Genomic DNA, 23,638 nt, shown 5'->3' with positions numbered 1-23,638 from the left:
CCCGTCCTGAGCCACCCCGTCCCCCGACACAGTCACCACGCCATGCCGGCACCAGCGACACCACCAATACCCGAGGACCTGCCTCCCGGCACCAGCGTGAAGAAGCTGGCCAGCAACGGCGCCCTGAAACTGGGGCGGGTCACCTACATGGTCGGCGGACAGCACGGCTTCCAACACGTCTTGGTCATCACCGACGGCGACGCGACCGGCGACAAGATCACCGTCGCCGACCTACAAGGCGAGATCCTCATCGAGCACACCCGACCAGCCCCCGAAGTGACCTACGTCGGCAACGGCAGACCCCGCGGACCACGCCCCAACAACCCCGAACCGTCACCAAAGTCCTGACACACCAACCGTCACCGATGTCCTGATACGGAACTGTCACTGATGTCCCGAGACATCACAGGAGGCGACACCGACACACGTCTGGGTTGACGTGACTGGCGCGTGGGGCTACCACTCCAGCCCGGGCGTCTTGCTGATGTGGCGTAAGAGCCACCGGGACGAGTGGGAGGGATGGGTCGTGTACGCATCGACCTACTCCACCGGCCACGGTCCGAAAACTCACGTTACGCAGTCGTGGGTCAATGCCGCGCACATCCGTGTAGCTGACAGTCGGCCGCCGCCGTCGTCGGCCGTGAGGCGTACCTGAAACTTGGGATCCGCGATCGAGACGACTCATGCGCGCAGAACGATGGACGCATCGTCTCGTCGAGCCCCGACGGTCGGTGGATAGAGGCATCGAGCAGGGCCGGCGAAAAGGAGGCAGGTAGACGTGAACTCTGAGCTGGAGAGGCCATTCGAAGGTGTCGGGCCCGACTCGATTGCTGGGGGCGCGATCGGTCTTGCGTTTGGCGGCCCTGCTGGCGCTGCAGCAGGAGCTCTGACGCCGGTCGTCGCGCGCATGGTCAAACTGGCACAGAAGGAGCTGTCTTCCCAGGGGTTGCGGGCAGCGGCGATGTGGACGATTGCGGCGCGCGAGGCGAATGTCGATCCGCTTGACTTGCTGGACAGGGCCGAGAGCGAGGAGGTTCGGATGCATCTTGGATACACCGCCGCTGACGCGGCGGTGCGCAGCCGGTATTCGGCCAGGATTGTCGCCCTTGGCCGAGCACTTGCGAACGGCATCGGCGCATCAGATGACGCCGAACTCGATCATTGGCAACTGATCGTGGACGCCCTCAGCGAGGTGGATCGCCCTCACCTAGTTGTGCTCTCGCGCTTCGCAGACATCGATGACAGCATCGATGAACCGGTCTTCGTGGGGCGCACCCTGGACTGGCAACAGGTCAAGAAGCTTAATGCCGAGTATGGCGCTTCGATCTCGGCCCTCCTCGCACGTCTCGAGCGACTCGGACTACTTCATGCTGAGGACGTTGCGGTCCTATCTGAGGAGGACGGCAGACCGGGGGACGAAGAGCGCCTCGGCGCTCACTGGCGACTAAGCAATTTCGGCTACTTGGTGCTCGATGAACTGTGGCGGGCGGGCGGCTCGACAGAGGTCGTCAGGTGAGCCACCGCTGGCTGCCCGATCACCAACTCGGTGTAGCCGCGACCTTGTCGCATGCGGATGAGGTGATCGGTCAGGTATCCGACGTGCTCTTCGCCTACCAGACGCAGCCCGATGGAACTTTCGGGCTCGAGGAGCAGTTCGCGTTCCCCAACACGCGGACTGTCGTGACGCACGTCGCCCCAGTGCCACGCAAGCTCCCGCTGCTCGTCGCCGATGCGCTGGTCGCGCTCCGCGCGGCACTCGAGCATGCTCTGTTCGCAGAGGTCGAGTTCCGCGACGGATCCCTGGACAAGAAGGCAGCGCGCCTCGTGGCGATACCGGCGGCCCTCAAGGCCGAGCACTTCGATTCCTGGGTGAAGGAGCGCGTGAAGAATGGCCCTGCCTCGCTGCAACCCGGCAGCGACCTGGTGAAGCGGATCGAAGGGCTCCAGCCCTTCAACCGGAAGGACGCTGAGAACCACCCGTTGGCTCGCCTGGCGCTCCACACGAATCATTCGAAGCATCGGACTCCAGCGGTCACCGCGGTCCGCATCGCCGCCATGTACAACGACGACCAGATGCCACGCTCGGTCAGCGGCCTCGCGCCGCAGCCCGAGGCCCCGCTGCGGGTCGGGGATGTCATCGCGGAGACTCCGCTCGGCACGCAGGTGCCGGTCACGCTCTTCCCGACGGTCGGCATCAACCGGCCCGATACGGACCAGTGGCCGGTTCTCATGCACGAGCTCAACGAGATCTCGCAATGGGTCCGCACCCAAGCGGTGCCGCGCCTGATTACGGGCATGGAGCCGCCCAGACCCGAACTTCCGACACGCTACGACATCGCCAGCGGGCACGTCGACGAGCGTCGCGCGCTCTCGGCGGGGTCAACCACGTCAGCAGCCGAGCGGCACCAGCAGCGCTTAAGCGCGGCCTCGATCCGAATCGACATGGTCGACACGCTCGGCCAGATGGACGACTCCCCGAATGTCGAGCAGATCGCGGCGTGGCTGAACCATCTGGCCGACGGGGAACTGCTCGAGCGGATGTCCCGGCTGAAGATGCCTCACGGCTATGACCCCGACGTCGTGCTGAGCAACTTCGAGGTACTGAAGGATATGCGCGACGAAGCCGCGGCGTTCGTAGCGGACGGGGCGGCAGGCGACTGAGCGGCGGAGCGGGACGAAGCGCGCCAGGTCCGATGTGCCGCGCACTCACCATGGCGTGAGCACGCAGGTCCTAACCGGCGTCCGCATCGGATCGCGCCCGCTCGATCGCAGTGCGGCCTCAGACCCAGACGGCTCGCGCGGATCGAGGGCGCAGTGTCCTGGACCGTCCGATCGAGGGGTCGCGAGCGTGAGGGGCTTGAATTTTGATCTGCTGGATTATCGAATTGCGGGGGTACCCGATTCGGGGGGAGTCGGCGGTCTGACTTTCGATCAACCAGGTGCGCGGGGGATGCCTCGGAACTACGCTCCACAGCCATGACCACCACAGAAGGCGAAGTCGAACTCCGGAACCGACTCCGGCTGACCTTCGAGGACGCCGGAGACGACCTCGGCATCGATGAGGTCATCGACACATTGCATCAGGCCCAGAGGCTCTGCGAAGCCGTCACCTGGCTCTCGGCGTACGACGCGGGCGTGCCGCTGTCGCGGAGGTACTTCGAGGATCCAAGTAACTGGAGTCCTCGGGAGACCCTCCAGCAGACCAGGCTCAGCGCCAGCACCCGGATGAGCCTGTTCCCTCACTTACGGCGCGTCCCTCAGGATCAGGTGTTCGTCTGGCCGCGCTCCCAGAGCAGGCCGCCTCAGTGGGCCACTCCCACGGTGCCTCGACTCTCGAAGCAGTCACCGATGGTCGTAGACCTCGTCATCCAGTCGGTCCCGTACCTGACCGGAGGGGTGGTAATTACGGCCTTGATCGCGGCGCTGAAGAACCCCCAGAACATCGGTGCTTGGCTGCCCAGCCTTGCGGCCGGTTGGCATCAGGGTCGTACCGAGATGCTCCGGTCTCAACTCGAAGCCTCGATCGCTGCGGAGGAGAACGAGGCGTGGAAGAAGCGCCGTCTGGGGGACTTTCAAGGGGATGCGTCCGAGAGTCAAGAGAGCATTGCCCGCGAGTTGAGGTACACCAGCGGCAGCGGGTCCAGCGACGACGCGGAAGTCTTCGCGCGGGTGCAACTTGACCGTGATGCCCAGACCATGCAGACAGTGCGTGCCGCCCGGATCCTCCGACGCAACGGTCTCAGCCTGGTGCAGGACGAGCCCATCCCGGACGATCCAAGTGAGTAGTTCGGACCAGCGGGTCGAGCCCGGGCGCAGACGGCGCAGATGCGGCGCTCGGGGATCTCAGAACTCATCGAGAGTCTTCTCCTCGGTGTCTTGACCCGTCGCAGCAGCGCGGTCCAGCGGTCCTTCTCCAGCAGGCTCTTGCACGTGTCGCAGCACGACCAATCGTCCAGCGAGATCGAGACGCCGGTGTCGAAGGTGCGCACCGGCAGGAACCACTGGGGCAGCGCCCAGCCCCAGAGCGATCGACGATGACCCAGCCATCAGGCCCCTACGGGAATCGATTGGGTGAACCTGCTCGCCTGGTCGATGCGTTCCCCCCGGATTCCCCCCGAGGGCGGAATGTGGTGCAACAGATGCAACGTCTGACACCGTTTGTAAGCGCATGATGCTGGGCCGACATGCCCTCGTAATGAGAAGGTCGTCGGTTCGATTCCGACAGGCGGCTCCGACAGACCGGCCCCTGATCAGCGCAAATGCTGACAGGGGCCGGACGCGATTTTCGGGGCGATCGAGTCCCGCGGGTGACTTCTCGCGGGATGAAGGGACGAATTCCCTCTGCTTTGCGTACCGCACAACGTCCCCTTCTTGGGGTATCTTCGCGTTCTGGATGCGTGTGATCTGGATTGCATGTGTCGGCGCCACGATGCAGGGGGATGTATATGTTTCGCCGATGGTTGAGCCATTTTCTGGGGGTTCGCGGCTGGCTAGCAGGGCTGGTCGCGGGGCTTCTGACCGTCGGGGTGGTCGCAGTGCCAGCCATGGCGGACGAGCTTCCGAACCCGCAGAACCCGAACGCTCAGCTGGACATCACCAAGAGTGTGGACAGTCCGGGGCCGTACGGTCCGGGAGACACGATCGTCTACACCATCCAGGTGGGCTGCTCGGCCATCGATGTCGGTGTGGACTGTAGCGACGCGATCACCACCGACGTGATCCCGGAGCCGCTCGTGGTGCAGCAGGTCACGCCCTCCGGACCGAACAGTCACGCCGATCCGGTGGTCGACGGGCAGAACGTCCGGGTCGACTGGACCGAGCCGCTCGACGCCGGCGGCGAGGGTATGGTCAACAACACCACCAGCGAAGTGCAGATCACCGTCCAGGTGCCGGAGGACATCAACCACGACCAGTGGGACGGCGCCACGCTGACCAACGAGGCCACGGCCGAGGCGACCAACGCGAACGACGTGTCCGACTCGGTCGACGTCACCCTCGCGATCCCGCTGGAGCTGGCCACCAGCGCCACCAAGAGCTTCGAGCCGACCTCCGCGCTCGCTGCCGAGGGCACCCCCGTGACGGCCAATCTCGGCGGCACCAACGAGACCAACGGCGCGGTCGAGACGCTCGTCATCCAAGACCCCACCGACCCGACCGCCACACCCAACCCGTTCACCTACCTCGGTTTCACCGGCTTCGGCACGGTCACTCCGCCCGAGGGCGCGACCGGCACGACGTACGAGGTGTATGTCGACGGCGCCTGGGTGGAGTGCACCACCCCCGCTTGTCCTGGCGTCGACCTCACCGCTGTCCAGGGGACCCGGGTCACCTTCACCGGTGACATCCCGGCTGACGCGACTGCGGCCGTCGACCTGAACCTGGAGACCACCGAGGAGGCGGCCGGGGTCTCCGAGGACACGGTCGTCAACAACGAGATCCAGACCACGGTGACCCGCGACGGCGAGAACGCCACCGCCAACGCGGATGCCGACTTCACCCTGCGGGCCAACACGATCACCGTCGGCGCGACGAAAGCGTTCGACCCGAGCGTCGTCGTCGCCGGCCAGTCCAGCACCGTCACCATCGGCGGCAGCAACGACTCCGCCATCGCGATCGACTCGTTGACCATCACCGAGCCCTCCACCGGCTCCTTCCCCGAGGACTACACCTTCGGCGGCTTCACCGCCGGCATCGCCTACCCGGCCGGTGCCACGTCGGGCAAGGTCGTCTACCAGCCCTCCGGCGAAGAGGTCCCGTTCGTCGACGGAGGCACGCCGGCACCACCGACCGGCGGTGCGGAGTCGGTGACGTCCTTCCAGATCGTCTTCGAGGGTGACATCGAGCCGGGCGCCGAGACCTCTGCGTCGTTCGACGTCGACACCGATGCGGACGCCACTGGACTGCCGAAGACCGTGAACAACGAGGTCGCCGTCGAGGGCGACAACGATGGCGCCAAGGGCAATGCCACCGCCGATGACGACCTCTACATCTACGACGAGGTCATCGAGCCGTACGTCAACAAGCAGATCCGGCCGAGCGAGATCCTCGCCTACCCGGGCAACGTCGTCACCATCAGCCTGCAGGGCGGCACCACCGAGCGGCCCAACCCGCCCGAGACGACCACCGGCACCACCGGCGACGCCAGCCAGATCGTGGTCCAGGACCCGATGGCCCCGGTCGAGGGGAACGTCTTCTGGAACGCCTTCGACCTGGACACGATCGCGCAGACCCCGGTCCCGGCCGACGCGACCCTGACCGTTGAGTACTACGACACCACCACCGGGGAGTGGGTCGTCCTGGACGGCCCGATCGCAGGACCGACCGTCTACTCCGCCGACGTCCCCGCTGACGTCTCCGAGGTCGCCGGTGGCGTCCGGTTCGTCTACGACTACACCGGCGACGGCGACGGCTTCGCGCCCGGCACCGACGTAGAGCCGAACTTCACCGCCACCCTGCGTCCCCAGGGCGACGGTCGCTACGAGGACCCGGCCTACGCCGAGCCCACCGACGCCGACCACACCTTCATTCCCAACTGCGCCCAGACCAACGCCACCGCGTCGACCGACGGGGTTCCCAGCGGCGAGACGAAGATGGATCCGGAGGACTGCCCCGAGGTCGAGCTGATCCCGACCGACCCCGGCACCGCCGATCTGATGAACAAGGAGTTCGGTCAGTCCAGCTCGGGCGGTGACAAGACCGTCTTCGAGCGCTCCGGCGACACCATCCCCTCGACCCTGAACTGGTCGACCGGTGGCTACTCCGGCTTCGAGACCGTGGAGCTGACCGACATCGACGACCCGGAAGGGACCGCGGTCGCCGACAGCGTCTACGACGCGTTCAACCTGATCAGGATCCAGCCGATCACGCCGGAGACCGATCCCTACATGGTCTACGACCAGATCACCGACGTGCAGCTGTGGGACGGCACCACCTGGACCTCGGCCGCCAACAACCCGTGCCCGGACGCCTGTGACGGCACGTTCCCCGGGATGGATCTCACTGCCGACGAGCAGGAGTCGACGCTCGCGGTCAAGCTGATCTACGCCGAGAGCCCCACCCGCGCCGACAGGATCGAGGGCGATCTCGACGCCCCGCCGGTCGGGTCGGGCGTGGCCCGCTCGATCGACGACGACCGTGCGCTCACCCTGGTCTGGCAGGTGCGCGACACCAAGCGCTCCGACGGATCGCCTGCACTCGCCGTCGACGACTACAACCGTCCGGACCCCGGCGTGGTGCGCAACACCGCCAACGCCACCGGCTTCCCGGCTGACGGTGACCCGGTCACCGACACCGACTTCGACGACGTGGTGATCAACGACGCGCCGATCACCACCACGACGGACAAGACCTGGGAAGGCGGCCCGATCTCGGTCCCTGGTCCAGGGACGCCGCAGGAGGACTATCCCCTCAGCCGGATGACGGTGACCACGGAGAACACCACCCCGGCGAAGGTCGACCAGCTGCAGATCACCGACCCGGCCCCGGGATCGACGACCGAGCAGGACCCGTTCGACTACTTCCGGCTCTACAAGATCAACGCGATCACCGAGCCTGAAGGCACCGAGAACACCACGGTCACCCTGACCTGCCCGGACGGCAGCACCAGCGAATACACCCGGGACGAGGCGCTCGCGCTCACGCTCGACACGATGCCGTGCGATGTCTCCGGTGTGCAGGTGCTCTTCGACGGCCGGATCGCCAGTGCGGGCACCGGTGTGCTCGCCCTCGACATGCAGATCCGGCGCGAGAACCGCGCCACGGGCGAGCCGATCACGCCGGAGGACTCGCCGGTCGCGAACACCGCGCAGGGCGTCGTGGCCGACGTCGACGCGATCCAGACGTGCCCTCCGGGTCAGGGCGACCGCTACGCCTGCGACCAGGGCACCGCGACCATCGAGATCGCAGACGCGACGTACGACATCGAGGCCACCAAGAAGATCGAGCCCGCCTCCCAGAAGGAGGGCGACAGCTCCCCGGTCAAGGTCACGATCGGCAGTCAGAGCAGTGGCTCGGCGCGGCCCTACATCGAGTCCCAGGAGGATGACGACCCGACCTTCTGGAACGCGATGGACTTCGTCCAGATGGACCCGTCGTGGACCCTTCCTGAACCGGTCGAGCACGTCCAGGCCTGCTACCTGACCGGTGGCACGTTCACTGACGCAACCGTCGCGACCGGCCTGGCCGGTGACGAGGGTGGCGTCGGCGGCACCTGGACCTGCCAGGAGATCCCGGGCGGCGGCCCGCCGTTCGACGACGACGAACTCACCCTGCAGCAGGCGAAGGACTTCCTCGCCGCTGCGCCCGCCGGTGAGATCCACGGCCTGCGGTTCCAGTTCATGGCCGGCAGCGAGGACGGTTGGGTCAACCCGACCCACCCGAACATCCAGGTGCCCTTCCAGGTCGTACGCCGCGACGAGCTGCGCAGCGGCGGCCCGGTGCCGTCGACCCGCTCCGACCAGGAGGCCGCCCCCGGCGAGACCGAGGCCGGTGTCTTCACCGACACCGTCGACGTCCACGGCACCACGGTGCTGATCGGGCTCAACAACCGGCTCGAGGCCGATGACAGCGCAGACGCGACCTACACCTATGAGCACCTCACCGTGGGCGTCGAGGTCGACAAGACCCCGGCCGGCCAGGTGCAGCCCGGTGAGGTCATCCCGTTCAAGCTGACCTACACCAACACCGGTGAAGCCGCGCTGACCAACCCGGTCTTCACCGACGTGCTGCCCTCGGATGCCGAGGGCAACCAGCTGATCTTCGACCCGGACGCGGCCCCTGGCTCCTCGCCCTACAGCTTCGCGCTGAGCGGTGCGGCGCCGGAGCCGCCGAACGGTCAGCCGCTGCCGACCGACGAGGACCAGATCACCATCACCGAGGACGGTGACACGATCACCTTCGCGATGCCCGACGGCACCGTGCTGGAGCCCGGTCAGACGTACACGATCACGATCGAGCTGATGCTGCGGCCCGGGCTGACACCCGACGACGTGGTCACCAACACCGACAAGATCATCGCCGACGAGCCGTTCGACCCGGAGAGCTGCTCGCCCAACTACGATGCCGAGACGGGCGAGTGCTGGGACGAGACGAGCGTCTCCCCGGTTCGCGTGGCCGCCTTGAGCACGATGAAGAAGGTCAAGGCCGACGTACCGGTCGAGGAAGAGGGGATCCCGGAGATCTACCTCGACCGCCGTGCGCTTCCCGAGGGCTCCGACCTTCCGGACGACTACTGCGACGACCAGGCCGACGAGGACGGCTTCTACCGTGGTGCCTGTGTGCCGAACACCTACCCGGGTGACACCGAGACCTGGCGCTACACCATCACGAACTCCGGCACCCTGCCGCTGGACGAGCTGGTCTCGGTCGACGTGCTCCCGCATGTGGGCGACAACGGCGTGATCGTGGATCTGCCCCGCAACTCGGAGTGGACCCCGACCTGGGCCAACCAGCTGGAGCTGGTCGACGACAGCGGCAACTCGGCGACCCTGACCACCTACTACGCCAACACCTACGAGCCCTGCACCGCCGATCTGAGCCCGTTGGACGGCGACCCGTGCCCGGAGGGCGCGTGGCTGCCGTACGACGACAGTGTCGACCCCTCGCAGGTCAAGAGCATCAAGACGGTCGTCACGTTCGAGGACCCGAACCTCTTCGACCCGGGCGAGACGGTGACGCTGCAGTACAAGACCCGCACCACGCCGCAGAACCAGGCCCAGGTCGGTTACCCGGTGGCCTGGAACACGGTCGCCACCGGCGGTGTCTCCAACGACAACGGCACCCGTGACACCGTCCTGCCCACGGAGGGCCGCAAGGTCGGCGTGACCTACCCGACCGGCCCGATCCAGCTGGAGAAGATCGTGTCGGGCGAGGGTGCGGAGTACGCGCCGGACACCTTCACGGTCAACCTGACCTGCACGGTGCCCGGTCAGACCGAACCCATGGATCTGAGCGGCGTCAACCCGATCACCCTGACTCCCGGTGCTGATCCGGTCCAGGTCGACGGTCTGCCCTGGGGCTCGGAGTGCACCGCCACCGAGGCGGACCAAGGCCAGTACGACCAGACCATCGGCACCGCCACCGTCGGCGGTCCGGAGGACGAGATCGGTCTGATCACGGTCGAGAACGAGTTCACCCTCGGCGACCTCGAGGTCACGAAGGCGGTCACCTCCGACGCGGTCGACGCCAACGGCGACCCGCTCACCTACGGCCCGTTCAGCGTCGAGGTGATCTGCCGGTACGACGGCGAGGTGGTCCGCGCCGTACCGTTCCGGATCGAGGACGGCGAGACCATCGCGATCGAAGACCTCCCCACCGGGGCGGTCTGCACCATCACCGAGAGAAACAACGCGGGCGCGGCCGAGGTCAACATCACCCCGGACGAGGACCCGGACACCCCGGGTGCCCAGGTGACCATCGGGTCCCGTGAGGACCCGGACACAAATCCGGTCGAGGTCGAGGTCGAGAACGTCTACGAGACCGGATCTCTGCGCCTCCTGAAGGAGGTCACCGGCGAGGCTCTGGAGAACGACCCCGACCTTGCTGACGGACCGTTCGAGTTCCAGGTGACCTGCCGGCTCACGGACCCGACCCGACCCGACGGTGAGGTCGTCTACGACCGGTCCATCACGCTGCCCGACGACGACAACGTCGACAACGAGCAGATGGACTACCAGGTCGACAACCTCCCCAGCGGCGCCGAATGTGTGATCGAGGAGACCGACAACGGTGGGGCCACCGGCCACACGGTCGACCCCAACCAGGTCACCATCGGCACCGACCCGGCCGAGCCGGCCCAGGTGACCGCCACGAACACCTTCCTGACCGGTGGGATGGCGGTGACCAAGCAGGTCGACTCCGACGCGGTCGACCAGGACGGCAACCCGATCTCGTACGGCCCCTTCGAGATGCAGGTGACCTGCACCTTCGAAGGACGCCAGGTCTGGGGTGACGGCTTCGACGCGAGTCCGATGACCCAGACGATCGATGCGGGTGAGAGCTGGGCGATCAGCGGTCTCCCGGTCGGCGCGGAGTGCGTCACCGAAGAGACCGGCACAGCGGATGCGGTCGAGACCAGCGTCTCGCCGGAGGCGGTCATCATCGGCGACGCCGACGAGCCGACCCAGGTCGTGACGGTGACCAACTCCTACGACGTCGGCTCGCTCGAGCTGGTCAAGGAGTCGACCGGCGACGCGCTGGAGAACAACCCGGAGCTGGCCGACGGACCGTTCCGGTTCCGGATCACCTGCACCCTGACCGACGCCTCGCGTCCCGACGGCGAGCAGGTCTATGACAACCGCGTCGTGCTGCCGCGTGACGACAACGTCGACAACGACCAGATGGACTACCTCATCGAGAACCTGCCGACCGGAGCGGACTGCGAGGTCACCGAGCCCGGTGACGGTGGGGCCACCAGCCACACCATCGACGGAATCCCGGCGACGGTCGGCGACGACAACGCCGAGCCGGTGACGGTGACCGCGACCAACACCTTCGCCACCGGTGACCTCGCGGTCACCAAGTCGGTCACGACGGACGCCGTCGACCAGGACGGCGAGCCGATCTCGTACGGCCCGTTCGAGATCGCGACGAGCTGCACCTTCAACGGGCGCCCCGTCGTGGCCGACGGCTACGAGGAGAACCCGATGACGGAGACCATCGAGGCCGGCGAGACGGTGACGTACACCGGCCTGCCGACCGGGTCGCAGTGCACCGTCACCGAACCGGACTCGGCCGACGCCACCGGGGTGACCATCTCCCCGAAGCAGCCGGTGACGGTCGGTGACGGCGACGTGGTCGAGGTCGACGTCGACAACCGCTACGACGTCGGCTCGCTGCACCTGCGCAAGTTCGTGCCGGAGCAGGTCCGGGACTACCCGATCAGCCAGGGCCCGTTCACCTTCTCGGTGACCTGCACCCTGACCGATGCCTCGCACCCCGACGGCACGGTCGTCTACCAGGACGACGAGATCGTGCTGCCGGACGAGGACAACGTCGACAACGACGTGATGGACTACCGGATCAACAACATCGCGGCAGGGGCGGAGTGCACGGTCGAGGAGACCGACGACGGCGCCGCCAATGGCCACGTCGTCACGCCTGGGACGGTGACCATCTCCGCCGACGAGAACCACGAGCCGGAGGTCAAGCGCGTCGTGGTGACCAATTTCTTCGGCGCGGGCAAGGCCACCGTGAAGAAGTCGATGGTGGGGCCGGGAGCCGAGCTGTACGGGGCCGGTCCGTTCGAGGTCACGGTGAAGTGCACCTATACCGACGTCAACGGCAAGGAGCAGCCGCTCAACACCCCGGGCGGTGAGACGAGGGAGCTGTCGGCCGACAACGACTACACGGCGACCTACGACCCGCTGCTGGTCGACTCGCACTGCACCATCGAGGAGACCCAGACCGGCGGTGCCAACAGCTCGGTCATCACCGACGCCGACGGCAACGAGGTCAGCGAGTTCACCGTGAAGCCGGTGCGGAACCGGGACGAGCCCACCGGTGAGTCGATGGAGTTCACCGTCACCAACACGTTCGACACCGGTTCGGTGAAGGTCGAGAAGACGGTGAACGGCCCCGGGGAGGGTCCGTACGAGGTCGAGCTCGCCTGCACCTACGACGTCGACGGCACGGCCACCGACGTGGACATCCCGGGCGGCGCGACCCGCACGCTGAAGAGCGGGTCGATGACCACGACGTACGAGGATCTTCCGGCGGGCGCCGAGTGCACCCTCGAGGAGACCGACGACGGCGGGGCCGAGTCCACCACCATCACCCCGAACGCCGGTGACCCGACGGTCGGTGTGGTGACGGTCGGAAACGGCGACCAGGTCACGCTCGACGTGGTCAACGAGTTCCCGCCCTCGGGTCCGAGTGATGACGGTGACCAGGACGACTCGAGCTCGGGAGTCCTGCCGGACACCGGTTCGGGTGCGTGGCTCATGGTCGCGGCGCTGATCGGCCTGGCGCTGCTGCTGTCGGGCGGCGTGTTCCTCGCAGCCGGGCGCAAGCGACGCCACGAAGGGAGCTGACCGCCACCACGTCTGTCATCCGGTGACAGTCTGAAACGCCAGGAGCCCCGTGCTCTCCCTGCACCAGGGAGTCGGCACGGGGCTCCTGCCGTGCCCGGGCGAAGCCGTCTTGGACGCTAGTCTTGGACACGTGGCGAGGGTCTCTGCAGACGAACGACGGCGGTTGCTGGTCCAGGCCGCGATCCAGGTGATGGCGCGCGACGGCGTCGCCCAGGCAACGACCCGGTCCATCGTGGCGGAGGCCGACATGCCGCTCGGCACCTTCCACTACTGCTTCCGTTCCAAGGAGGAGCTCCTGGAGCAGGTGATCACGACCATCACCGGTCACACCTTGGCGCCGGCCCTGGAGATCATCGAAGGTCCGGGCACGCTCGAGGAGAAGCTGCGCGGCGGGCTGGCGTCCTACTGGCAGCACGTCCTGGACAACCCCGACGAGCACCGGGTGACCTACGAGCTGACGCAGTACGCGACGCGCAGCCCAGCGCTGGCCGAGGTCGCGCGGCTGCAGTACCGGACCTACCTGGACGCCCACACCACGGTGATCGAGACGCTCGCCGCCAGCGCGGGCGTGAGGTGGACGGTCGACGTCGCGGTGCTGGCGCGCTACCTGACCGCGATCGTCGACGGGCTGACGCTGCTCTACCTCAACGAGGGCGACGCGGAGACCGCGGGCGCGGCGATCGACCTGGCCGCCACGCAGCTGCTGGGCCTGGTCGAGCAGCCCTCCTGAGGTGCCACGGCCCGAAGGTCAGAGGAACGTCTTCCCCTCGCCGCGGTAGGTCGGGACCACGTCGACGACCCGGTCGCCCTCGACGAGGACGATGTCGTCGACATGCTCGCAGAGCTCACCGGCCTTGGTGTGCCGGAACCAGACGTGGTCACCGAGGCGGAGATCGTCGACCCGTGGCCCGACCAGCGGCGTCTGCACCTCACCGGCACCCTCCTGGTCGACCAGCGTCAGGTCCGGTGGCCACACCGGCGTCGGCAGCCGATCCTTCCCGGCGGCGCCCGATGCGATCCAGCCGCCGCCGAGCACGGTGGCATGCTGCGGCGAGGGGCGGCGTACGACCGACAGCACGAAGTACGCCGCGGGCTGGGGTCGGAAGCGCGTGTAGAAGTCGAACAGTCGGGGTGCGAACAGGCCGGAACCGGCCGCGACCTCGGTGACCGCCGGCTCGGCTGCAGTGAGCTCGAGGCTGCCGGTGCCGCCCCCGTTGACGAACTCCAGAGGCGCGACCCTCAGAACTGCGGCGACCGCGGCGGCGCGACGCTCGGCCAGCTCGGCGGCTGACCGCCGCTGCATCTCCCGGACAGCGAACCGGCGCAGACCCGGCTGGTTGTCGCCGACACCCGCGATCTGACCCTCGTAGCCCATCAGACCGACCAGCTCGAAGCGCGGATGAGCGGCGACCTTGCGGGCCAGTGCGGCGGCCTCCTCCGGTGCATGGACGGGCGAGCGGCGGGCGCCCAGATGGACCCGGCCACCGGCGAGCCGGAGCGACACGTCGAGCTCCAGACAGATCCGGATCGGCGGTCCGTCGGGGCCGATGATCGCGGCCGTCAGGTCGAGGTGGTCCGGGCTGTCGACCATCAGGGTGACCCGCGAGGCGAGCGCCTCGTCCTTGGCCAGCCGCTGGAGCGCCTCGCGGTGCGCGGTCGGGTAGCCCACGACGACGTCCTCGTGCTCCTCGGCGAGCCAGAGCGCCTCGGGCAGCGTGAAGGCGAGGATGCCGGCCATCCCCGGGACCTGCAGAGCGTCCCGCAGCACCGAGCGCACCCGGATCGACTTGCTGGCGACCCGGATCGGCTTCCCGGCGGCCCGGCGCACCAGCTGGTGAGCGTTGGTGCGCACCGCGGCGACGTCGAGGACCGCGAACGGTGGGTCGAGGTGCTCGGTCGCGGCGAGCAGATCGATCCAGGGGGTGCGGGCGGGCCCGCCGGTCTGGGTCAGTGTCGTCATCGTCGGGCCTCCGGAGCTGGGCCGAGCACACGGTCCAGGTAGTGGTTGGCGAAGACCCCGGTGGGGTCGAGGTGGTCGCGGAGCGCGACGAAGTCGTCGAACCTGGGATAGCGCGTACGCATCGCCGACGCGTCGAGCCGGTGCAGCTTGCCCCAGTGCGGCCGGCCGCCGGCGGCGCCGAGCACGTCCTCGCAGACGCCGAACCAGCGCTCGTGCGGCATCCGGTGATACTGGTGGAAGGCGACGACGGCCGAGTCCCGTTCGTAGGCCGGCGAGAGCCAGATGTCGTCGCGACGTACGAACCGGACCTCGAAGGGGAAGGACACGGGTTCGTCGTGGGTGTCGACCCACCGCTTCAGCTCACGCAGCGCCGGAACGAGGGCGTCGCGCGGCACGAAGTACTCGCCCTCGCGGAAACGTACGTTCCGTTCCGATGCGAACACGTTCGGCGCCAGGTCGGTGAAGTCGCGCGCGGAGATCGCCCTGGTCACGAACCGGGTGATTCCGGGGACGAGGCGCGGGAACCGGGTGCCGGCCCGCAGCATCGCCTCGAAGCCGACGTTGGTGACGATCCGGTCGTCGACCGTACGGGCCAGCCGACTCATCGGGCGCAGCTCGGTGTCGCTGGGCAGCCTCTGGAACCTCCGGGTCAGCGCCGTCGTCGTGTGCGGGAACCAGAAGAACTCGAAGTGGTCGTTGGTGGTCACCAGGTCGTCGATGCCCTCGAGCACGTCCTCGAGCGGCGCCGCCGCGTCGACGGCTCGTAACGCGTAGAGCGGCACACACTGCAGCGTCACCTTGGTGATCACGCCGAGCGCACCGAACGAGACCCGCGCTGCCTCGAACAGCTCCGGCCGCTCGGTCGCCGAGCACTCCACGACCGACCCGTCGGCGAGCACCAGCTCGAGCCCGCGTACCTGAGTCGAGATGCTGCCGAACTCCGCACCGCTTCCGTGCGTGCCGGTCGAGATCGCGCCCGCGACCGTCTGCCGGTCGATGTCGCCGAGGATCTCCATCGCCAGGCCGTGCCGGGCCAGGATCGGGTTGAGCCGGTGAAGCGGGATGCCGGCCGCCACCGTCACCAGCCCTGAGTCGCGGTCGACCGAGTGCACGCCGTCGAGCCGGTCCGGCACCAGCTGTACGCCGGGAGCGACCGCCGCGCCGGTGAACGAGTGTCCGGAGCCGATCATCCGCACCGGCAGCTCGTCACCGACGGCCGCCTTGACGGCGGCGGCCACCTCGTCCGTCGTCGCCGGCGCGGCCACCCGCGCAGGCGTGACCTGTTCGGTGCCTGCCCAGTTCTGCCAGCTCGTGGTGCGCAGTGTGGCGCTCGTCATAGCAGGAGGATGCCTCTTCCCGGGCAGTGGGTCAAGAGTCCTGGACAGATGACCTACTTCATGAACGCTGCGAACCTGCGACGTCCGATTACCGCCGGAACAAGTCGGCCGGAGCCTGTTGAATGGTTCATGAAACAACCAATTCGAACGATGGGAAGCACATGAAGGTCGCCCTTGTCACCGGTGCCAGCCGCGGTATCGGCGCTGCCACGGCACGCCGTCTCGCTCAGAGCGGTATGCACGTCATCCTGACCTCACGCCGCCCCGAAGACCTCGAGGCGGAGGTCGGCCGGCTCAACCAGGAGGGCGGTTCGGCCTCGGCCCTCCAGCTCGACGTCACCGACCGCGACAGCGTGCAGCGTGCCGCGGATGCTGTCGCCGAGACCTACGGCCACCTCGACGTGCTGGTCAACAACGCCGGCGTCCTTCCGGAGGCGACCAACACCGCCCCGGCCGAGGTCGTCGATCTCGAGATGTTCCGCATCACCTTCGACACCAACCTGTTCGGTGCGGTCGCGGTGCTGGAGGCGTTCCTGCCGCTGGTTCGCAAGAGCGATGCCGGGCGCATCGTGAACCTCACGACCACGATGGGTTCGCTCACCGATCAGACCAACCCGGAGTCGCCGTACTACGGCATGGTCGTGCCGGCCTACCAGTCCTCCAAGGCGGCGCTGAACAACGTCACGATCGCGCTGGCGAAGTCGCTCGCCGACAGCTCCATCAAGGTCACCTCGGTCTGCCCGGGATTCGTGCAGACCGAGCTGACCCCGATCAACAAGGACAACGCGCCGACCACGCCCGACGAGGCCGCCGAGGTGGTCCACCGCGCTGCGACCCTGCCCGACGACGCTCCGTCAGGGACGTTCGTCGACGCGAACGGCCCCGTGGCCTGGTAGAACAGCCAGGCTCAGCCGGCCGCGACCTTCGCGAGGAGGTCCGCGGCCGGCGCCGGGTGGACGAGCCAGCCGAGGTGGCTCGACTCCAAGGTGTGGACGGCGTACGGGTTGTCCGGGGTGAGCGCGTCGCCCTCGCGGATGAGTCGGTCCTGCATCGCGGGCGGCAGGCTGACGTCCTCGCTGAGACGTACGAACGTACGCGGCACCGTGCCCCACGTCGCGGCCTGGGCGCGGTCGTCGGGGCCGCCGGCATCGAGGTTCTCGTCGGGCTGGAAGGTGTTGAGGAACGCACGGAACTCGTCGTCGGTGCCATCCGCCATGAAGGCGTGCTTGAGGCCGGCGAGGACCTCGGGGGAGGCGGTACGGAAGTTGCAGCGCAGCACGCCGACGTCGGCCGGGTTCGCAGCGGCCGCGCCGATCAGCGCCGACGCGTCGAAGGAGGCCATCTCGGGTTCGGCGTTGTACGCAACGGCATCCAGCTCCACCGGCGCCCACGCCGAGACGTAGACCATCGCGTCGATCAGGTCCGGGCGCGCGTTGGCGGTCGCGGTCAGGGTGATCCCACCGCGGCTGTGCGCGACCACGATCACCGGCCCGTTCTCCTTGGCGCGGGTCAGCACCGAGACCAGGTGGGCCACGTTGTCCGCGAGGGTCACGCCCTTGATCCCGCCCCGCGCCGACGCCAGCGCGGCCAGGTCCTGGGGCGCTTGGTAGGCCGCGGGGAAGGTCGCCTGGAACCCGTGTCCGGGGAGGTCGACGGCGAGCGAGCGGACGCCGCGGAGCGCCAGCTCGGCCTGAAGAGGCGCGAAGGAGAAGGAGTTGGCGAAGGCGCCGTGGACCAGCACGACTGTCGGGTCAGCGGAAGACATGGCGAGAGATTAGCGGCCGAACGGCTCCGACCGTGGAGCGCCTCCCATCGGCGTACCGCCGTAGACGACCGAGCCTTCGGCCGTCTGATAGGTCAGCCAGGGCACGGTCTCCGAAAACCCGACGCCCGGCTTGCTGTAGTCGCACACCCCGCTCGGGAAGGCCCTCTGCAGCCGTGCCCACTGGGCATCGGTGAGGCCGAACGCGCCGTAGTCGTCGGTGCGACGCAGCGGCTTGAGGTGACACTTGGCGTTGTCGGAGTAGTTGTTGTCGCCGGCCACGATCCGCGGTGTCGCGAAGTCGGTCTTGACCAGGTCGCTGACCGGCCCGAGCCCGCACACCAGGTCCGAGACCGGGTCCACGACGAGGTTGAGCGCGGGGTCCAAGACCGGGTTGAGCGCCCCGTTGAGCCCGTCGAGCGCGCTGCCGGTCAGGTCGTCGACGAGCGGGTCGGCGACGGGGAGGAACAGACCGTCCTCGCTGGAGACCCCCTGGGCCTGGGTGCATCGGTCGTGCAGGTCGCCGGGGCGGTCCTGGACGACCTTGTCCGCCAACGGTACGTCCCGGTCGTCCGCCTCTACCGAGGCCAGCCACCGGTCCATCGCCAGCAGCGCCTCCTTGGAGTAGCTCGGGTCGCCGATGAGGGGCGTCACGCCGTACCAGATCACCTGGTTGTCGGCGTGGCCCTGCTCCCGGGTCAGCCGGTCGCGCATCGCCCAGGCCCAGCGCGCGTCGTGCGCGAGACCGGGGTCGGGGCCGCCGTGGTCGATGATCGCCACCTCGGACAGGTTGCTGGCGGTGTTGACCATGCCGCTGCGGTAGGCGTTGGTGAGCGCGGTCGGGTCGGCGACCGAGCGCTGTGCCCGCGGCTGGACGTCGATGTCGAGCCCGCCGACCTTCTCGTTCACGTCGACGAACTGCTCCGGGGTGATCGCCCCGGAGCGGAGCGCCTCGAGCCCGTACTGCACACCGGTGTTGTCCAGCGGCGAGCCCGCGAAGCCACGCCCGATCTGCTGCTCCTGGGGCGTCCACACGCTCTCCGGCCGCGGGCCGAAGATGTTGATCGAGCCGTCGATGATCGAGCAGCGTACGCCGCCGGGGTTGCTCTGCGGGGCGTAGCGCTCCTGGTCGCTGATCCCAGCGCACGGGTGCGTCGGCATGACCGCCTGCTTGAACAGGCCCTCGTCGGCGGTGACCGCGTTGAGCGGCAGCAGGTGGCCCTCGACGGCCGCCCACTGCAGCGGGTTCCAGAACTTGCCGTCGGTGAGGCGCTGCGCGCTGCGCGCGCTTACTCCCTCGCTCGGCGCGGACGGACGAGCAAGCTCGCCGTCAGGCCTCGCTCCGGTCGTCTCGGAGCTCTCGAAGTACTTGCGGAGCAGGTGGTAGTCGGAGAACTGCAGGCCTGGCGAGAGCGAGTCCGGGTAGGAGCAGGTCACGACCAGGCCCTGGTAGATCCCGGGGTAGGCGTTCGCGATCGTCTGCTGCGCGATCGAGCCGCCGGAGCAGCCGCTGCCGATGGTGTAGCGCAGATCGCCGTACGTCTCGACGAGGTGCTCCTTGGCCATCATCAGCGACTCGGCGGCGCTGGGCACGCTGCAGTTGTGGCCGGTGTTCGACAGCGCGGTGGAGAGCATCGCGAAGCCGCGGCCCAGGGCGACGGTCGGGCTGTCGCCGAGGGCGTCGGCGACGACCGGGATGCCGAGGTCGAAGGTGCCGGCGTAGTCCTTGGTGGGCGCGGTGCCGACCTCGTGGTCGACCCCGCAACTGCCGCCGTGCGGGACGAAGAGCTTGTTGTTCCACTGCTGCTGCGGACGCCAGCGCTGCCACGGCTTTCCGGGCTGCCAGAGCACGGCGATCCGATACTGGTCACGGTTCTGGTAGCCGGTCTCCACCCGCACGACGAACGGCACCGTCACGCCCTCGTCGGTGGTCGTGGTGGCGACGTCACCGGGCGGGGTCGCCGGATCGTACGGCCGCAGCCCGTCGAGCAGTGGATTTGTCGATTTGTAGAGCCAGCTGATCGTCGGCTCCTGGTTGCACTGCTCGTCCGTCGCGGTCGGCTGGCACCGCCACGGCTGCAGCTGCGGCCCGGAGAAGATCGGCCCGCCGCGCGGGTGGTTGGTGATCGTGAGCCAGGCCCCGCGACCGTCGGGCAGGCGGGCGGTCAGCTCGTTGGCCCCGATCCGCAGGCCGCGTACGACGCCCTCGACCTCGCCGTTGGGTCGCTCGGCGAAGGCAGCGGTGACGTCGCGGTCGCCCGTGCGGGGAGACGAGTGACGGGTGTCGCCGAGCCACACCCGCAGGTCATCTGGGTCGGCCCCCTCGGGGAGTGTGACCCGGACCAGCGCGTTGCCGTCGAAGACGAGGTCGGCCCGGTTGGAGAGCGTCTCCAGGACGATGTCCTCGTCCGGCGCGGGAGCCGCTGATGCCGACGTCACACCGAGCAGGAGGCTTGCGACGAGAGCGGACACCGTCGCGATCGAGAGGGGCAGGGCGCGAACGGGCATGGCGTGCCTTTCCGAGAACTGCGCACGTCCCTCGAGTAGACGCTCGCGGTGACAAGGAGAATGCCCGCTGCCCCTCGGAGCGTCAAGGGCCCTCAACAGAAAGGGGGTGTCTGACCAGCAGAAACTCACTGGTCAGACACCCCCTCGAGGGACGCCTCAGCCGGCGACCGCCTCCCCGCGGGCGACCATGCCGGCCTCGTCGGAGAGCTTGACCTCCTTGAGGAACAGCGCGAGCGCGAGACCGAGGAGGACCAGCGGCACGAGATACCAGAACGCGGGTGCCAGCGCCTCGGTGAAGGCGTTGACGACCCAGCCGTGGACCGGCTCGGGCAGCTGGTCGACAGCGGCAGGGGTGAGGCTTCCGCCGGAGAACCCGGCGCCGTCGGCGGGCATGAGCCCCGCGGCGGACATCTTCGCCGCCAGCGCCTCGAAGTTGTCGGTCAGCCGCGTGGTGAACACGGTCGTGAACAGCGCGGTGCCGACGGTCGCCCCGATCTCTCGGAAGAAGTTGTTCGCCGAGGTCGCGGTGCCGAGCTCGTGCGGGTCGACCGCGTTCTGCACGGCCAGGACGATGGTCTGCATGACCAGGCCCATCCCGGCGCCCAGCACGAAGATCATCAGCCCGAAGACGACCATCGACATGTCGCCGCTGATCGTGGTCATCCAGGCGATCCCGGCCGCGGTGATGACCAGGCCGACGATCGGGAAGATCTTGTAGCGGCCCGTCTTCGAGATCGCGAGTCCGGAGCCGATCGCGGTCAGCATCATGCCGGCCATCATCGGCAGCATCAGCAGCCCGGAGCCGGTGATCGAGGCACCGGTCGACATCTGCAGGAACGTCGGCAGCATCGCCATCGCCGAGAACATCCCCATCCCGAGCACCAGACCGATCAGCGTGGTCACCGTGAAGGTGGGGTTCTTGAAGAGGCGCAGCGGGATCAGCGGCTCGGGCGCGAACGTCTCGGCGACGATGAAGGCGGCCACCGAGGCCAGGGTGCCGACGAGCAGCCCGAGCAGCTGCGGCGAGGACCAGTCGTAGCCGTCGTGGCCGAGCGACTCCCACGAGGTCAGCAGCACGATGCCGCAGGTGGAGAGCACCATGAACATGATCCCCAGCCAGTCGACCGGCCGGTTGGAGCGGTGCGAGGGCAGCTTCAGGGCGTACCAGGCGACGATGAACGCGATGATGCCGATCGGTACGTTGATCCAGAAGGTCCAGCGCCAGCCCGGGCCGTCGGTGAGCCAGCCGCCGAGGAGCGGGCCGATGACCGCGGAGATACCGAAGAGCGCACCCATCGGGCCCATGTACTTGCCGCGCTCGGAGGCCGGCACGATGTCGGCGATGATCGCCTGCGACAGGATCATCAGACCGCCACCGCCGAGCCCCTGGAGACCGCGGGCGGCGACCAGCTCGGGGAAGGTCTGCGCCATCCCGCCGAAGAGGGAGCCGAGCGTGAAGAGCGCGACGGCGATCAGGAACGGCCAGCGGCGACCCCAGAGGTCACCGAACTTCCCGTACAGCGGCATCACGATCGCGATCGCCATGATGTAGGAGGTGATCACCCATCCCTGGTGCTCGACCCCGTCGAGCTCCCCGACGATCGTCGGCATCGCGGTGCTGACGATCGTCTGGTCGAGGGAGGAGAGGAACATCGAGGCCATCAGGGCCCCGAAGATCAGCCAGATCGTACGTGGCGTCAGCACGATCAAGGGCTTGTCGGGCGCGTCGGGCGCGACCGTGTGGCTCATGAGTTGGACCTTCCAGGCGGGGGTTGAAGAGGTGTTGACGAGGTGGCGACACACGGGTCCCGTGTGACGTGAGAAGTCCCGAGAGGTTGTGGCTAGTCGTCGAGCAGCAGACGGAGCTGGGCGACCGCCTCAGGCAGATGCGCCGCCGCATCTCCCTCGTAGCCGGACCGTGCCCAGGCGAGCGCGCTCGCTCGCATCAGCAGCCCGGCCACCATCCCGATCGTGTCGTCGTCGACGGGTGAGGGCCGTGCCTTGCGTCGCTCGGCGAGCAGCTCGTCGAGCTCGCCGATGACGCGCTGGTGCCAGGCGATGTGTCGTTGGACGAGGCGGGGTTCGGCGACCATCAGCCGCATCGCCCGCTCTCCCTGCTCGATGTTGGGAGCAGCGTTCGTGAGGAAGCCGGCGACCAACGCCTCCAGGTCGGTCATCAGCCGCCCCGACGGCCCGCCGGCGACGAACTGCGCCCGCACGTCGGCATCGAGCTCGATCTCCTGGATGCCGAGGACCGCGTCGTCCTTGGAGTCGAAGTAGTTGAAGAACGTACGCGTCGACAACCCCGCCTCCGAGCTGATCTCGTCGACGGTGACGTCATCGAGGCCACGCTCGCCGACCAGTCGCTGAGCGGCCTCGATCAGCGCCAGCCGACGCTCCCGCTTCTGACGCTCGCGAGCGTTCGGAGGCAGGGCTGAGGTGGGCACCGGATTATTCTTGCAGTGAGTGCAAGTTGCAGTCAATGCAAGAAGAGTGTGTTGGTGGTAACACCGCCAGTCAGGCGCCGGCGGCGGCCTGGTGGAGCGCGCGGATCTCCTCGACCAGCTCCGGGACGGGGCCGATGACGTCGACCGCGGGCGCGACCTCCTGGATCGGCAGCGCTCGCACGGGTGACTCACCAGCTCCCCAGCCGGACCGCCACTGCGTCAGCTGCTCGGAGGAAGCGATGTAGACGACGCGGCCCACCCCGGCCCACCCCTGCGCCGCCGAGCACATCGGGCAGTGCTCGCCGGAGGTGTAGACGGTCGCGCCGGCGCACGCCTCCGGGTCGAGATTCATCGCCGCCCAGCGGGCGAGGGCGAACTCAGGATGCGCCGTCGGGTCGCCGGTCGAGTGCTCGCGGTTGCGGCCCTCGTGGAGCGCGTTGCCGACGCTGTCGGCCAGGACGGACCCGAACGGACCGTCGCCGTCCGCCAGCGCTTCCGCCGCCAGCTCCAGGCAGCGTCGCAGGTGGGCCATGTCGGTCGGGGTGAGATCGGTGGTCACCGCCCCAGTCTGCAGTCGGGGGCGGCGTACGTCCTCC

At 68.2% G+C, this 23,638-nt stretch carries 14 protein-coding genes; 7 read left to right on the top strand and 7 right to left on the bottom strand.

Going from position 1 to position 23,638, the window contains the following annotated elements:
• From IEY84_RS26185 to IEY84_RS26160, 6 genes are all read left to right on the top strand, one after another.
• Window positions 1-348, top strand: a 348-nt coding sequence (locus tag IEY84_RS26185; RefSeq protein WP_229789032.1) for a hypothetical protein, incomplete at its 5' end; no start/stop codon positions are given.
• 430 nt (window positions 349-778) lie between these two features.
• Window positions 779-1,516, top strand: coding sequence for a hypothetical protein (locus IEY84_RS26180; RefSeq protein WP_183551983.1), 738 nt, complete (start codon window positions 779-781; stop codon window positions 1,514-1,516).
• A complete protein-coding gene (locus IEY84_RS26175) occupies window positions 1,513-2,661 on the top strand; it encodes a hypothetical protein (RefSeq protein ID WP_221209290.1) in 1,149 nt (382 codons plus the stop codon). Before IEY84_RS26180 ends, IEY84_RS26175 begins: the two co-directional genes overlap by 4 nt.
• A 315-nt stretch (window positions 2,662-2,976) precedes the next feature.
• The gene (locus IEY84_RS26170; RefSeq protein WP_183551977.1) at window positions 2,977-3,786 is read left to right on the top strand and encodes a hypothetical protein; all 810 of its coding nucleotides are present in this window, start codon (window positions 2,977-2,979) and stop codon (window positions 3,784-3,786) included.
• 758 nt (window positions 3,787-4,544) lie between these two features.
• Entirely contained in the window at window positions 4,545-13,028 is an 8,484-nt protein-coding gene (locus IEY84_RS26165) for a DUF5979 domain-containing protein (RefSeq protein WP_183551974.1), read from the top strand.
• A 130-nt stretch (window positions 13,029-13,158) separates the two neighbouring features.
• On the top strand, window positions 13,159-13,758 hold the full coding sequence (locus IEY84_RS26160) for a TetR/AcrR family transcriptional regulator (RefSeq protein WP_183551971.1): 600 nt from the start codon (window positions 13,159-13,161) through the stop codon (window positions 13,756-13,758).
• A gap of 18 nt (window positions 13,759-13,776) precedes the next feature.
• Here the strand turns inward: IEY84_RS26160 and IEY84_RS26155 are convergent, their stop codons facing one another.
• Together IEY84_RS26155 and IEY84_RS26150 are read right to left on the bottom strand one after the other, a co-directional pair.
• Complete coding sequence (locus IEY84_RS26155) at window positions 13,777-14,988, bottom strand: alanine racemase (RefSeq protein WP_183551968.1); 1,212 nt, start codon at window positions 14,986-14,988, stop codon at window positions 13,777-13,779.
• Window positions 14,985-16,325 (bottom strand): D-arabinono-1,4-lactone oxidase, encoded by a 1,341-nt coding sequence (locus IEY84_RS26150; protein ID WP_183551965.1) that lies wholly within the window; start codon window positions 16,323-16,325, stop codon window positions 14,985-14,987. Before IEY84_RS26150 ends, IEY84_RS26155 begins: the two co-directional genes overlap by 4 nt.
• 161 nt (window positions 16,326-16,486) lie before the next feature.
• Here IEY84_RS26150 and IEY84_RS26145 point away from each other — a divergent pair, with 161 nt between their 5' ends.
• Window positions 16,487-17,221, top strand: coding sequence for an SDR family NAD(P)-dependent oxidoreductase (locus tag IEY84_RS26145; protein WP_183551962.1), 735 nt, complete (start codon window positions 16,487-16,489; stop codon window positions 17,219-17,221).
• An 11-nt stretch (window positions 17,222-17,232) separates the two neighbouring features.
• Here the strand turns inward: IEY84_RS26145 and IEY84_RS26140 are convergent, their stop codons facing one another.
• The 5 genes from IEY84_RS26140 to IEY84_RS26120 form a co-directional block, all read right to left on the bottom strand.
• Entirely contained in the window at window positions 17,233-18,090 is an 858-nt protein-coding gene (locus IEY84_RS26140; protein WP_183551945.1) for an alpha/beta fold hydrolase, read from the bottom strand.
• Between the two features lie 9 nt (window positions 18,091-18,099).
• Entirely contained in the window at window positions 18,100-20,595 is a 2,496-nt protein-coding gene (locus IEY84_RS26135; RefSeq protein ID WP_183551940.1) for a DUF6351 family protein, read from the bottom strand.
• A gap of 156 nt (window positions 20,596-20,751) precedes the next feature.
• Window positions 20,752-22,344, bottom strand: a complete 1,593-nt coding sequence (locus IEY84_RS26130) for an MDR family MFS transporter (RefSeq protein WP_183551937.1) — start codon at window positions 22,342-22,344, stop codon at window positions 20,752-20,754.
• Between the two features lie 92 nt (window positions 22,345-22,436).
• Window positions 22,437-23,042, bottom strand: coding sequence for a TetR/AcrR family transcriptional regulator (locus tag IEY84_RS26125; protein ID WP_183551934.1), 606 nt, complete (start codon window positions 23,040-23,042; stop codon window positions 22,437-22,439).
• Between the two features lie 70 nt (window positions 23,043-23,112).
• Window positions 23,113-23,601 (bottom strand): nucleoside deaminase, encoded by a 489-nt coding sequence (locus tag IEY84_RS26120; protein ID WP_229789030.1) that lies wholly within the window; start codon window positions 23,599-23,601, stop codon window positions 23,113-23,115.
• Window positions 23,602-23,638: the final 37 nt, after the last annotated feature.

The organism is Nocardioides albus (assembly GCF_014648255.1).
Lineage (GTDB): Bacteria > Actinomycetota > Actinomycetes > Propionibacteriales > Nocardioidaceae > Nocardioides > Nocardioides albus.
Note: the sequence above shows the minus strand (reverse complement) of the source record. Positions and strands in the feature narration are given on the sequence as shown.

Excerpts from the sequence above, each read along its gene's own strand:
- IEY84_RS26145 (WP_183551962.1), top strand. The coding sequence starts at position 16,487 with ATGAAGGTCGCCCTTGTCACCGGTGCCAGCCGCGGTATCGGCGCTGCC.
- IEY84_RS26170 (WP_183551977.1), top strand. The coding sequence starts at position 2,977 with ATGACCACCACAGAAGGCGAAGTCGAACTCCGGAACCGACTCCGGCTG.
- IEY84_RS26150 (WP_183551965.1), bottom strand. The coding sequence starts at position 16,325 with ATGACGAGCGCCACACTGCGCACCACGAGCTGGCAGAACTGGGCAGGC.
- IEY84_RS26140 (WP_183551945.1), bottom strand. The coding sequence starts at position 18,090 with ATGTCTTCCGCTGACCCGACAGTCGTGCTGGTCCACGGCGCCTTCGCC.
- IEY84_RS26155 (WP_183551968.1), bottom strand. The coding sequence starts at position 14,988 with ATGACGACACTGACCCAGACCGGCGGGCCCGCCCGCACCCCCTGGATC.
- IEY84_RS26130 (WP_183551937.1), bottom strand. The coding sequence starts at position 22,344 with ATGAGCCACACGGTCGCGCCCGACGCGCCCGACAAGCCCTTGATCGTG.
- IEY84_RS26135 (WP_183551940.1), bottom strand. The coding sequence starts at position 20,595 with ATGCCCGTTCGCGCCCTGCCCCTCTCGATCGCGACGGTGTCCGCTCTC.
- IEY84_RS26165 (WP_183551974.1), top strand. The coding sequence starts at position 4,545 with ATGGCGGACGAGCTTCCGAACCCGCAGAACCCGAACGCTCAGCTGGAC.